Raw genomic sequence first — 12409 nt, 5'->3', positions numbered from 1 at the left:
TTACTTCCTCTTCGCCTTCTTGTCCGCCGCGTGGCCATAGAAGGTCCGCGTCGGAGCGAACTCGCCGAACTTGTGACCGATCATGTGTTCGGTGACGAGAACCGGCAGGAACTTGTGGCCGTTGTAGACGCCGAACGTCAGACCGACGAACTGCGGCAGGATGGTCGAACGACGCGACCAGATCTTGATGATCTCGTTGCGGCCCGAAGCCCGGCTCTTGTCCGCCTTCTTCAGCAGATAGCCGTCGACGAACGGGCCCTTCCAAACGGAGCGTGCCATCGTTCGACCTCCTTACTTCGAATGACGGCGGCGCAGGATCAGGCCGTCCGTCTTCTTGTTGTGACGCGTCTTCTTGCCCTTGGTCGGCTTGCCCCACGGGGTGACCGGATGACGGCCGCCCGAGGTGCGACCCTCACCACCGCCGTGCGGGTGGTCGATCGGGTTCATGGCGACGCCACGGACCGAAGGACGCTTGCCCAGCCAGCGGTTGCGACCGGCCTTGCCAAGGTTGGTGTTCATCTGGTCGGGGTTCGACACCGCGCCCAGGGTCGCCATGCACTCGCCGCGCACCACGCGAAGCTCGCCCGAGGGCAGCTTCAGCTGGGCGTAGCCGCCATCGCGGCCGACGAGCTGGAGGTAGGTGCCCGCGGAGCGCGCGACCTGGCCACCCTTGCCCGCCTTCAGCTCGACGTTGTGCACGATCGAGCCGACCGGAATGTTCCGCAGCGGCATGGCGTTGCCGGGCTTCACATCGACCTTCTCGCCCGACACGACGGTGTCGCCGACCTTCAGGCGCTGCGGCGCCAGGATGTAGGACAGCGTCCCGTCCTGGTACTTGATCAGCGCGATGAAGGCGGTGCGGTTCGGATCGTATTCCAGCCGCTCGACGACGGCCGGAACGTCGAACTTGCGACGCTTGAAGTCCACCAGACGGTAGACGCGCTTGTGACCGCCACCCATCCGGCGCGCGGTGATGCGGCCGGTGTTGTTGCGGCCGCCGGACTTGGTCAGGCCCTCGGTGAGGGTCTTGACCGGCTTGCCCTTCCACAGCTCCGAGCGGTCGACGATGACCAGCTGGCGGAGCGACGGAGTAATCGGGCGGTATTGCTTCAGAGCCATCGGATCACACTCCCGCTCAGATGCCCGTGGTCACGTCGATCTTGTTACCCTCGGCGAGGGTGACGACGGCCTTCTTGAAGTCCGAGCGACGGCCGATGGTGCCGCGGAACCGCTTGGTCTTGCCCTTGGAAACCAGGGTGTTGACCGCGGTCACCTTGACGTTGAAGAGACCTTCAACGGCGGCCTTGATCTCCGGCTTGGAGGCCGTGAGCGGCACGCGGAACGTGACCTGGTTGTGCTCCGACACCAACGTCGACTTCTCGGTGATGACGGGAGCGAGGATCAGGTCGTACATCCGCTCCTGGCTCACCGCAGGTTTCGACTGCTTGCTCATTTCAGGCGAGCCTCCAGTTGCTCGACCGCGTTGCGGGTCAGGACCAGCGTATCGCGGCGGAGAATGTCGTAGACGTTCGCGCCCTGCTCCGGCAGCACGTCGATCAGCGGGATGTTGCGCGAAGCCTTGGCGAAGTTGTCGTCCAGGTTCGAGCCGTCGATGATCAGCGCCGAAGTCAGGCCGAGGGTGGCGAGACGAGCCGCCAGATCCTTGGTCTTGTGCGTCTCGGTGGCGGCAGCCTCCAGGACGATCAGCTTGCCCTCGGCGGCCTTGGCCGACAGGGCGGTCTTGAGCGCCAGCTTGCGGACCTTCTTGGTCAGGTCATGGGCGTGCGAGCGCACGACCGGACCGAAGATGGTCGCACCGCCGCGGAACTGCGGCGAACGGATGGAGCCCTGGCGAGCGCGACCGGTGCCCTTCTGCGAGTAGGGCTTCTTGGTCGTGCCGCTGATCTCGCTGATGCCCTTGGTCTTGTGGTTGCCGGAGCGGCGCTTGGCCAGCTGCCAGTTCACCATGCGGGCCAGCAGGTCGGTGCGGGTCGGCAGACCGAACACGGCATCCGACAGCTCGATCTCGCCGACGGCCTCGTTGTTCAGATTCTTGATCGTGGCCTTCATGGCGCTCACTCCTGCGTCTCGGCCGGGGCTTCCGCCGCCGGAGCAGACTTGATGCCGGCCGGGAAGGGCAGGCCTTCCGGAGCCTTCTTCTTGACGGCATCACGGATGCGCAGCCAGCCGCCCTCGGCGCCCGGGACGGCGCCCTTGAGCAGGATCAGGCCGCGCTCTTCATCGACCGACACGACCTGGAGGTTCAGGACCGTGACCTTCTCGTCACCGAGATGGCCGGCCATCTTCTTGTTCTTGAAGACCTTGCCGGGATCCTGACGGTTGCCCGTCGAACCGTGCGAGCGGTGCGACACCGACACGCCGTGCGTGGCGCGCAGACCACCGAAGTTCCACCGCTTCATCGCACCGGCAAAGCCCTTGCCGATGGAGGTGCCGGTGACGTCGACGAACTGGCCGGCGACGAAGTGGGCGGCCGACAGCTCGGCGCCAACCTCGATCAGGGCATCGGCATCGACGCGGAACTCGACCAGCTTGCGCTTGGGCTCCACGCGCGCCTTGGCGAAATGCCCGCGCTCAGGCTTGTTGACGTTCTTGACCTTGATGGCGCCCGCGCCGAGCTGGACGGCGGTGTAGCCATCCTTGTCCTCGGTACGAACGGCGACGACCTGGCAGCTGTCGACTTTCAGCACAGTGACCGGAACATGCTGGCCGTCGTCCGTAAAGACGCGGGTCATGCCGACCTTCTGCGCGATCAAACCGGATCGCATTGTTCTTTATCTCCTGACCAGGGACGTCCGCGAATGGAGAGGTCCCTTACCAACCAAAAATCAGAGCTTGATCTCGACGTCGACGCCGGCGGCGAGGTCGAGCTTCATCAGTGCATCCACGGTCTGCGGCGTCGGATCGACGATGTCGAGCAGGCGCTTGTGGGTGCGGATCTCGAACTGTTCGCGCGACTTCTTGTCGATGTGCGGCGAGCGGTTCACGGTGAACTTCTCGATGTGCGTCGGCAGCGGGATCGGCCCCCGCACGCGCGCGCCGGTCCGCTTGGCGGTGTTGACGATCTCGCTGGTCGACTGGTCGAGCACGCGATGATCGAACGCCTTCAGGCGGATGCGGATGTTCTGGCTGTCCATGTCCAAACGTCCCTTGCACCTTTTAGCGATGACGCGGACGCGTCACCGGAACTCCACGAGCTTGCTTCGGGCACACCGTCGACAGCGCAAGGCCGCGCGCCGGTCCACCGAAGCGGGGCCGACGGGCGACACTGTGACCGATGCGACGATCCGATACGAAAAAGAACATCCCCTGCGCGGGCGGCGCAAAGGGGATGTTCCGTTCAGCAGACGGCGCGCCTCCCGAAGGGGCGCGCCTTTGCCGTTCGTCTCGGGCTGCGTCTAGGCCGAAGCTGCCTACCACCAACCCAAAATCCAGAGGGCGTAATCTCTAGGCGTTCAGCGCCCGCCTGTCAATCCTGAATCTCCCCCCGGACGGAGGAAGCCGGATCGACAGGCGGGCGGCCATTGAACGCCGACGCCCGATGGCTAGAACCGGGGCGGGCCGCCCGCCCTGCTTGCGCTGTGCGGACGGCCCGTCTCAATCAACCGGTGGCCGGACCGGCCGGCCACCCTACCCCACCGGACGCCACCGCCGTCACGGGACGGCGGCAGCGTCGGTCATCACTCGACGATCTTGGCGACGACGCCGGCGCCGACGGTGCGGCCACCCTCGCGGATGGCGAAGCGCAGGCCCTCGTCCATGGCGATCGGGGCGATCAGCGCCACTTCCATGGCGACGTTGTCGCCCGGCATCACCATCTCGACGCCTTCCGGCAGCGACACCATGCCCGTCACGTCGGTCGTCCGGAAGTAGAACTGCGGACGGTAATTCGTGAAGAACGGGGTGTGGCGGCCGCCCTCTTCCTTCGTCAGGATGTAGGCTTCGGCCTTGAACTTGGTGTGCGGGGTGATCGAACCCGGCTTGGCCAGAACCTGGCCGCGCTCGACGTCCTCGCGCTTGGTGCCGCGCAGCAGCGCGCCGATGTTGTCGCCGGCCTCACCCGAATCGAGCAGCTTGCGGAACATCTCGACGCCGGTCACGGTCGTCTTCACCGTCGCCTTCAGGCCGACGATCTCGACTTCGTCACCGACCTTCACGATGCCACGCTCGACGCGGCCGGTCACGACCGTGCCACGGCCCGAAATCGAGAACACGTCCTCGATCGGCATCAGGAACGGACGGTCCTTCGGACGCTCCGGCTGCGGGATGTACTCGTCGACCGTCTTCATCAGCGCCAGGACGGCGTCGCGGCCGATCTCCGGCGAACGGTCTTCCAGCGCGCACAGCGCCGAACCCTTCGTGATCGGAATGTCGTCGCCCGGGAACTGGTAGGACGACAGAAGCTCGCGCACTTCCAGCTCGACCAGCTCAAGCAGTTCCGGATCGTCGACCATGTCGACCTTGTTCATGAACACGACCAGCGCCGGAACGCCGACCTGGCGGGCCAGCAGGATGTGCTCGCGGGTCTGCGGCATCGGGCCGTCGGCGGCCGACACGACCAGGATCGCGCCGTCCATCTGCGCCGCGCCCGTGATCATGTTCTTCACATAGTCGGCGTGGCCCGGGCAGTCGACGTGCGCGTAGTGGCGGTTCTGCGTCTCGTACTCGACGTGAGCCGTCGAGATCGTGATGCCGCGCGCCTTCTCTTCCGGCGCCTTGTCGATCTGGTCGTAAGCGGTGAAGGTCGCGCCGCCGGACTCCGCCAGCACCTTCGTGATCGCCGCCGTCAGCGACGTCTTGCCGTGGTCGACGTGGCCGATCGTGCCGACGTTGCAGTGCGGCTTGTTCCGCTCGAACTTTGCCTTGGCCATGGGTTGGTCTCTCCGTTTCTCAATCGTTCCAGCGGTCTTCAGGCCACCTTGGCGCGGACCCCGTCCGCGATGGCCTGTGGCACCGGCTCGTAATGGTCGAACTGCATGCTGTACTGCGCGCGGCCCTGACTCATGGAGCGCAGGGAATTCACATAACCGAACATGGCCGCCAAGGGAACCAGTCCCGTGACGATGCGCGCGTTGCCGCGCTGGTCCATGCCGGTGATCTGTCCGCGGCGACCGTTCAGGTCGCCGATGACGTCGCCCATATAGTCGTCCGGCGTGATGATTTCGACCCGCATCAGCGGTTCGAGCAACGTCGGAGCGGCTTTTGTCATCGCCTCCCGGAAGGCGGCCCGCGCCGCCAGCTCGAAGGCCAGCGGCGACGAATCGACGTCGTGCGTCTCGCCGCCGGTCAGCGTCACCTTGAGGTCGACGACCGGGTAGCCCGCGACCACGCCGGCATCCTTCGCTGCCTCCAGCCCACGCTGCACGCCGGCGGCGAACTCGCGGGGCAGCGCCGAAGCGCGGTTCTCGAAGACGAAGCCGGCGCCGCGGCCGAGGGCTTCGACCGAAAGCACCACCCGGGCGAACTGGGCGCGGTCGCCGGACTGGCGGGCGTGGACATGGTCGATGTCGGCCGAGCGCTGCACGGTTTCGCGATAGGCGACCTTGGGTGCCCCGACCGCGGCATCGACGCGGAACTCGCGCTTCATCCGGTCGACGATGACGTCGAGATGCAGCTCGCCCATGCCACGGATCAGGGTCTGGCCGCTCTCGCGGTCGACCGAGACCCGCATCGACGGATCCTCATGGCCCAACCGGTTGAGCGCCGCCGCCATCCGGTCATGGTCGGCATCCGTCCGCGGTTCGACCACGATCTCGATGACGGGCTCGGGAACGTCAAGCCGCTCCAGCACGATCGGCCGGGCCGGATCGCACAGCGTGTCGCCGGTGGCGGTGTGCTCCAGCCCGGCGAAGGCAACGATGTCGCCGGTGTGGGCGCGCTCGATGTCCTCGCGGCTGTTGGCATGCATCAGCAGCATGCGGCCGATCTTCTCGCGCTCGCCCTTGACCGGGTTGAGCAGCCAGTCGCCGACGCTGGCGGTGCCGGAATAGATGCGGCAGAAGGTGAGCGTCCCGACATAGGGGTCGTTCATCGCCTTGAAGGCCAGGCCGGCGAAGGGAGCGCTGTCGTTGGCCGGCCGCTCCTCCGCCTGCCCGCCGGTCATGGCGTGGCCCTTGATCGAGCCGATGTCGTTCGGTGCCGGCAGGTAATCGACGACGGCGTCCAGCATCGGCTGGATGCCCTTGTTGCGGAAGGCCGAGCCGCAGAGCACCGGGACCAGCGCGCCGGAAATCGTGCCCTTGCGGATCAGGGCGCGCAGGGCGGCGGGCGACGGCTCCTCGCCGCGGTCCAGATAGGCGGTCATGGCCGCCTCGTCGAGGTCGAGCACGGCCTCCAGCAGAGCCTGGCGGGCTTCCGCGGCCGGTCCGGCCAGATCCTCGGGAATATCGGTGTGTTCGAATTCGGCGCCGAGCGTTTCGGCCTTCCAGACCGTCGCCCGCATCTCGACCAGATCGACGATGCCGGAAAAGCCGGATTCGACGCCGATGGGGAGTTGCAGCACCAGCGGTGCGACACCGAGCCGGTCGGCCATCATCGCGACGCAAGCCGCGAAATCCGCCCCGACGCGGTCCATCTTGTTGACGAAGGCCATGCGCGGCACGCCGTACTTGTCGGCCTGCCGCCACACGGTTTCCGTCTGTGGCTCGACCCCCGCGACCGCATCGAAGATGGCGACTGCGCCATCCAGGACCCGCAGCGACCGTTCGACCTCGATGGTGAAGTCGACGTGGCCGGGCGTGTCGATGATGTTGATGCGGTGGTCGCGCCAGAAACAGGTCGTCGCCGCCGAGGTGATGGTGATGCCCCGTTCCTGCTCCTGCTCCATCCAGTCCATGACGGCGGTGCCGTCATTGACCTCGCCCATGCGATAGGACTTGCCGGTATAGAACAGGATGCGCTCGGTCGTCGTCGTCTTGCCGGCATCGATGTGGGCCATGATGCCGATGTTGCGGTAACGGTCGAGGGCGTGCGAACGGGGCATGCAAAATCACCAGGAGAGGCGTTAACCTTACCAGCGGTAGTGCGAGAACGCCTTGTTGGCTTCCGCCATGCGGTGCGTGTCTTCGCGCTTCTTCACGGCAGTGCCGCGCTGGCTGGCGGCGTCGAGCAGTTCGCCCGACAGACGCTCGGTCATCGTGTTTTCCGAACGGGCGCGGGCGGCGCCGATCAGCCAACGGATGGCCAGGGCCTGGGCGCGGTCCGAACGGACCTCGACCGGGACCTGATAGGTCGCACCGCCGACGCGGCGCGAGCGCACTTCCAGATGCGGCTTCACGTTGGCGAGCGCATCGTGGAAGACCTGAACCGGGTCGTTCTTGGTCTTGACCTCGATGCGGCCGAGGGCCCCATAGACGATGCTTTCAGCCGACGACTTCTTGCCGTCAAACATCAGGCAGTTCATGAACTTCGTCAGGACGCGGTCGCCATACTTGGCGTCCGGCAGGACTTCACGCTTCTCGGCGCGATGACGACGGGACATCGTGAGTTCTCCTTACTTCGGACGCTTCGCGCCGTACTTCGACCGGCGCTGCTTACGATCCTTGACGCCCTGGGTATCCAGCGTGCCGCGAATGATGTGATAGCGCACGCCGGGAAGATCCTTCACACGGCCGCCGCGGATCATGACCACCGAGTGTTCCTGGAGGTTGTGACCCTCGCCAGGGATGTAGCTCGTCACCTCGAAGCCGTTGGTCAGGCGAACGCGGGCGACCTTACGGAGCGCCGAGTTCGGCTTCTTCGGGGTGGTGGTGTAGACGCGAGTGCAGACGCCACGCTTCTGCGGGCAGGCCTCCATCGCGGGAACCTTGTTGCGCGCGGCCAACGGCTCGCGCGGCTTACGGATCAACTGGTTGATCGTCGGCATATCTGCCCTTCATCCCTTCAAGATCACTCGGCCGGCGGAGCCGGACGAAGCAAAAGCCCGCCTGCGAAACGTTGCCGTTCCGAGCGGGCTGAATGAGCGAAAGCCGATCGGACAACTCCGATCGGCGGGATCGGTGGATTCAAGCGGACACACGGAGAGCCCGGGGGTCCTTTGAAGTTCGCGGACTTTAGGGAAAGGGTTCGGGAGAGTCAAGGATGGTCTTCGCTCCGTTTCCTCGATCCGGCGAATCCCCGATCCTCAAAGAAAAGGGGCGCGTCCCTCATGGAACGCGCCCCCTCGCCTACTCAAACGACCCGATGGATCAGGCCGCGGTGCTCTCCTCGCCCGGGGTCGGCAGGGCCGGAGTTTCCTCCGGCGCGCCGGCCTCCAGGGCCGCTTCGCGGTCACGCTCGGCGGCGATCAGCTTCAGGCGGTTCACCACCGAGCCGGTGCCGGCCGGGATCAGGCGGCCGACGATGACGTTCTCCTTCAGGCCTTCCAGGTTGTCGACCTTGCCGCCGACGGCCGCTTCCGTCAGGACGCGGGTGGTTTCCTGGAACGACGCGGCCGAGATGAAGGACCGCGTCTGCAGGCTGGCCTTGGTGATGCCCTGGAGCACCGGATGACCCGACGCGGGCTGCAGGCCCTCGCCGACGGTCTTCTCGTTCTCCTCGTCGAACTCCTGGCGGTCGACCTGCTCGCCCACCAGGAAGGTGGTCTCGCCGGCGTCGGTGATCTCGACCTTCTGCAGCATCTGGCGGACGATCACCTCGATGTGCTTGTCGTTGATCTTCACGCCCTGCAGCCGGTAGACGTCCTGGATCTCGTTGATCAGGTAATCGGCCAGGGCCTCGACGCCCATCACCGCCAGGATGTCGTGCGGCACCGGGTTGCCGTCCATCAGCAGGTCGCCGCGCTCGACGTAATCGCCTTCCTGCACAGAGATGTGCTTGCCCTTCGGGATCAGATACTCCTTCTCGTCGCCGCTCTCCTCGTTGCGGACGACGATGCGGCGCTTGGTCTTGTAGTCCTTCCCGAACTCGACGCGGCCGCTCATCTCCGAGATGATCGCGAAGTCCTTCGGACGACGCGCCTCGAACAGCTCGGCCACGCGCGGCAGACCGCCCGTGATGTCGCGGGTCTTGGACGATTCGCGCGGGATACGGGCCAGCACGTCGCCGGCCCGGACCTCGGCGCCGTTCTCGACCGACAGGATGGCGTCCACCGACATGAAGTAGCGGGCTTCCAGGCCGTTCGGCAGGGTGATCAGGTCGCCCCGGTCATCCACCAGCGCGATGCGCGGCTTGAGGTCCGCACCACGCGGCTGCTGGCGCCAGTCGACCACCACCTTGGAGCTGATGCCCGTCGCCTCGTCCATCACCTCGCGCATGGAGATGCCTTCCACGAGGTCGATGTAGCGGGCGGTACCGGCGCGCTCGGTGATGATCGGCAGGGTGTAGGGGTCCCACTCGGCCAGCTTGGCGCCGCGCTCGACCTTCACGCCCTCGTCCGCCAGCAGCTTGGCACCGTACGGCACGCGGTGACGCGCCCGCTCGCGGCCCTGATCGTCGAGCAGGATCACTTCGGTGCTGCGGCCCATGACGACCGGGATGCCCGAGGAGTTCATGACGATGTTGCGGTTGTTGATCCGCACCACGCCGTCGAACGCCGCTTCGATCTGGCTCTGCTCGGCACCGCGCTGCGCCGCACCGCCGATGTGGAAGGTGCGCATGGTCAGCTGGGTGCCCGGCTCGCCGATCGACTGCGCCGCGATGACGCCGACCGCCTCGCCGGTGTTCACCAGCGTGCCGCGGGCCAGATCGCGGCCGTAGCACTTGGCGCACACGCCGTCGCGGGTCTCGCAGGTCAGGACCGAGCGGATCTTGACCGAGTCGATGCCCGACCGCTCGATGCGGTCGACCGTCGGCTCGTCGATCAGGCCACCGTCCTCGATCAGCAGCTCGCCGTTCAGCGGATCGATCACGTCGCCGACCACCGTGCGGCCGAGGATGCGGTCGCCCAGCGGCGAGATGACCTCGCCGCCGTCGATCACCGCCTTGACGGTGATGCCGCGCTCGGTGCCGCAATCATGTTCGACGATGATGGCGTCCTGCGCCACGTCGACCAGGCGGCGGGTGAGGTAACCGGAGTTCGCCGTCTTCAAGGCGGTGTCGGCCAGACCCTTGCGGGCGCCGTGGGTGGAGTTGAAGTACTCCAGCACGGTCAGGCCTTCCTTGAAGTTCGAGATGATCGGCGTCTCGATGATCTCGCCCGACGGCTTGGCCATCAGGCCGCGCATGCCGGCCAGCTGACGGATCTGCGCGGCGGAACCGCGCGCACCGGAGTGGGCCATCATGTACACCGAGTTGACCTGCTTGCCGGCTTCGGTGGTCGAGATCGCCTTCATCATCTCGGAAGCGACCTTCTCGGTGCATTCCGACCAGACGTCGACGACCTTGTTGTACTTCTCGCCCTGGGTGATCAGGCCGTCGAGATACTGCTGCTCGAACTCCTTCACCCGCTCCTTCGACTCGTTGACCAGGCGGCCCTTGGCCTCCGGGATCACCATGTCGTCCTTGCCGAACGAGATGCCGGCGCGGCAGGCGTGGCCGAAGCCCAGCTTCATCAGCCGGTCGGCGAAGATCACCGTCTCCTTCTGGCCGCAATGGCGGTAGACGGCGTCGATGACGTTGCCGACGTCCTTCTTGGTCAGGACGCGGTTGATCAGCGAGAAGGGCACCTTCGGATGGCGCGGCAGCAGCTCGGACAGCAGCATGCGGCCCGGCGTCGTCTCGACGATGGAGATCTTCTCCTCGCCCTCGTCATCGACGCCGACATAGCGCGCCTTGATCTTGGCGTGGATCGACAGGACCTTGGCGTTCAGGGCCTGCTCGATCTCCGAGACGTTGGAGAACACCATGCCCTCGCCCTTCTCGCTCGGGCGGTCCATCGAGATGTAGTAGATGCCGAGCACGATGTCCTGGCTCGGCACGATGATCGGCTTGCCGTTGGCGGGCGACAGGATGTTGTTGGTCGACATCATCAGGACGCGCGCTTCCAACTGCGCTTCCAGCGACAGCGGGACGTGGACGGCCATCTGGTCGCCGTCGAAGTCGGCGTTGAAGGCGGTGCAGACCAGCGGGTGCAGCTGGATCGCCTTGCCTTCGATCAGCGTCGGCTCGAACGCCTGGATGCCGAGACGGTGCAGCGTCGGCGCCCGGTTCAGCATCACCGGATGCTCGCGGATGACCTCCTCCAGGATGTCCCACACCTCGGGACGCTCCTTCTCCACCATCCGCTTGGCGGCCTTGATGGTGGAGGCGAGGCCGTACAGCTCGAGCTTGGCGTAGATGAAGGGCTTGAACAGCTCCAGCGCCATCTTCTTCGGCAGGCCGCACTGGTGCAGCTTCAGCTCCGGACCGACGACGATGACCGAACGGCCCGAGTAATCGACGCGCTTGCCGAGCAGGTTCTGACGGAAGCGGCCCTGCTTGCCCTTCAGCATGTCCGACAGCGACTTCAGCGGACGCTTGTTGGCGCCGGTGATGACGCGGCCGCGGCGGCCGTTGTCGAACAGCGCGTCGACGGCCTCCTGCAGCATGCGCTTCTCGTTGCGGACGATGATGTCCGGCGCCTTCAGCTCGATCAGCCGCTTCAGGCGGTTGTTGCGGTTGATGACGCGGCGGTACAGGTCGTTCAGGTCGGACGTGGCGAAGCGGCCGCCATCCAGCGGCACCAGCGGACGCAGCTCGGGCGGGATCACCGGAATGACTTCCAGGATCATCCACTCCGGACGCGACTGCGAGGCCAGGAAGGCGTCGATCAGCTTCAGGCGCTTGACCAGCTTCTTGCGCTTGGCCTCCGAGTTGGTGTCGCGCAGGTCCTCACGGCAGCGCTTCTTCTCCTCGTCGAGGTCGAGCGCCGACAGCATGATGCGCAGCGCTTCGGCACCGATCGACGCGGTGAAGGAATCCTCGCCATACTCGTCCTGGGCGTTCAGGAACTCTTCCTCGTTCAGCAGCGAATGCAGCTTCAGCGGGGTGAGGCCCGGCTCGATGACGACGTAGTTCTCGAAATAGAGGATGCGCTCCAGATCCTTGAGCGTCATGTCGAGCAGCAGGCCGATGCGGCTCGGCAGCGACTTCAGGAACCAGATGTGCGCGACGGGGGACGCCAGCTCGATATGGCCCATGCGCTCGCGCCGGACCTTCGACAGCGTGACCTCGACGCCGCACTTCTCGCAGATGATGCCGCGATACTTCATGCGCTTGTACTTGCCGCACAAGCACTCGTAGTCCTTGATCGGGCCGAAGATGCGGGCGCAGAACAGGCCATCGCGCTCCGGCTTGAAGGTGCGGTAGTTGATGGTTTCCGGCTTCTTGATCTCGCCGTAGGACCAGGACCGGATCCGCTCGGGGCTCGCGATCTGGATGCGGATCTGATCGAAGCTCTGCGGCCCCTGAACCTGGCCGAAAATGTTCATCAACTCATTCATGACCGTCTCCCGCTGGCATCGCCGCGTTGTCG

At 65.8% G+C, this 12409-nt stretch carries 11 protein-coding genes; all 11 read right to left on the bottom strand.

Annotated elements, in window-relative coordinates; translation table 11 throughout:
* Nucleotides 1-279, bottom strand: coding sequence for a 30S ribosomal protein S19 (rpsS, locus tag ABMY26_RS16585; RefSeq protein ID WP_012973209.1), 279 nt, complete (start codon nt 277-279; stop codon nt 1-3).
* A gap of 12 nt (nt 280-291) precedes the next feature.
* Nucleotides 292-1119, bottom strand: a complete 828-nt coding sequence (gene rplB / locus ABMY26_RS16580; protein ID WP_372398320.1) for a 50S ribosomal protein L2 — start codon at nt 1117-1119, stop codon at nt 292-294.
* A 16-nt stretch (nt 1120-1135) separates the two neighbouring features.
* Nucleotides 1136-1453 carry a 50S ribosomal protein L23 gene (locus ABMY26_RS16575; protein WP_012973207.1) on the bottom strand — a complete coding sequence of 106 codons (318 nt, stop codon included), beginning with the start codon at nt 1451-1453 and terminating at the stop codon, nt 1136-1138.
* Nucleotides 1450-2070 (bottom strand): 50S ribosomal protein L4, encoded by a 621-nt coding sequence (gene rplD / locus ABMY26_RS16570; RefSeq protein ID WP_372398319.1) that lies wholly within the window; start codon nt 2068-2070, stop codon nt 1450-1452. The genes ABMY26_RS16575 and rplD overlap by 4 nt, the downstream gene beginning before the upstream one ends.
* A 5-nt stretch (nt 2071-2075) precedes the next feature.
* Nucleotides 2076-2786 (bottom strand): 50S ribosomal protein L3, encoded by a 711-nt coding sequence (rplC, locus tag ABMY26_RS16565; RefSeq protein ID WP_372398318.1) that lies wholly within the window; start codon nt 2784-2786, stop codon nt 2076-2078.
* Between the two features lie 60 nt (nt 2787-2846).
* On the bottom strand, nt 2847-3155 hold the full coding sequence (gene rpsJ / locus ABMY26_RS16560) for a 30S ribosomal protein S10 (RefSeq protein WP_012973204.1): 309 nt from the start codon (nt 3153-3155) through the stop codon (nt 2847-2849).
* Between the two features lie 543 nt (nt 3156-3698).
* Nucleotides 3699-4889, bottom strand: coding sequence for an elongation factor Tu (tuf, locus tag ABMY26_RS16555; RefSeq protein ID WP_372398317.1), 1191 nt, complete (start codon nt 4887-4889; stop codon nt 3699-3701).
* A 38-nt stretch (nt 4890-4927) separates the two neighbouring features.
* The gene (gene fusA / locus ABMY26_RS16550; RefSeq protein WP_372398316.1) at nt 4928-7000 is read right to left on the bottom strand and encodes an elongation factor G; all 2073 of its coding nucleotides are present in this window, start codon (nt 6998-7000) and stop codon (nt 4928-4930) included.
* 27 nt (nt 7001-7027) lie between these two features.
* The gene (gene rpsG, locus ABMY26_RS16545; protein ID WP_045581805.1) at nt 7028-7498 is read right to left on the bottom strand and encodes a 30S ribosomal protein S7; all 471 of its coding nucleotides are present in this window, start codon (nt 7496-7498) and stop codon (nt 7028-7030) included.
* A gap of 12 nt (nt 7499-7510) precedes the next feature.
* Nucleotides 7511-7882, bottom strand: a complete 372-nt coding sequence (rpsL, locus tag ABMY26_RS16540; RefSeq protein WP_012973201.1) for a 30S ribosomal protein S12 — start codon at nt 7880-7882, stop codon at nt 7511-7513.
* 322 nt (nt 7883-8204) lie between these two features.
* Nucleotides 8205-12377: a DNA-directed RNA polymerase subunit beta' gene (gene rpoC / locus ABMY26_RS16535; protein ID WP_372398315.1), complete on the bottom strand. Its 4173-nt coding sequence runs from the start codon at nt 12375-12377 to the stop codon at nt 8205-8207.
* Between the last annotated feature and the right edge of the window lie 32 nt (nt 12378-12409).

Source organism: Azospirillum sp. HJ39 (assembly GCF_041507355.1).
Taxonomy (GTDB): Bacteria; Pseudomonadota; Alphaproteobacteria; order Azospirillales; family Azospirillaceae; genus Azospirillum; species Azospirillum thiophilum.
The sequence above is the reverse complement of the archived record's forward strand: the minus strand, read 5'-3'. Positions and strand labels throughout refer to the sequence as shown.

Coding starts and splice junctions, on each gene's coding strand:
- ABMY26_RS16575 (WP_012973207.1), bottom strand. CDS start 1,453: ATGAGCAAGCAGTCGAAACCTGCGGTGAGCCAGGAGCGGATGTACGAC.
- rplB (WP_372398320.1), bottom strand. CDS start 1,119: ATGGCTCTGAAGCAATACCGCCCGATTACTCCGTCGCTCCGCCAGCTG.
- rpsJ (WP_012973204.1), bottom strand. CDS start 3,155: ATGGACAGCCAGAACATCCGCATCCGCCTGAAGGCGTTCGATCATCGC.
- fusA (WP_372398316.1), bottom strand. CDS start 7,000: ATGCCCCGTTCGCACGCCCTCGACCGTTACCGCAACATCGGCATCATG.
- rplD (WP_372398319.1), bottom strand. CDS start 2,070: ATGAAGGCCACGATCAAGAATCTGAACAACGAGGCCGTCGGCGAGATC.
- tuf (WP_372398317.1), bottom strand. CDS start 4,889: ATGGCCAAGGCAAAGTTCGAGCGGAACAAGCCGCACTGCAACGTCGGC.
- rpoC (WP_372398315.1), bottom strand. CDS start 12,377: ATGAATGAGTTGATGAACATTTTCGGCCAGGTTCAGGGGCCGCAGAGC.
- rpsL (WP_012973201.1), bottom strand. CDS start 7,882: ATGCCGACGATCAACCAGTTGATCCGTAAGCCGCGCGAGCCGTTGGCC.
- rpsG (WP_045581805.1), bottom strand. CDS start 7,498: ATGTCCCGTCGTCATCGCGCCGAGAAGCGTGAAGTCCTGCCGGACGCC.
- rpsS (WP_012973209.1), bottom strand. CDS start 279: ATGGCACGCTCCGTTTGGAAGGGCCCGTTCGTCGACGGCTATCTGCTG.
- rplC (WP_372398318.1), bottom strand. CDS start 2,786: ATGCGATCCGGTTTGATCGCGCAGAAGGTCGGCATGACCCGCGTCTTT.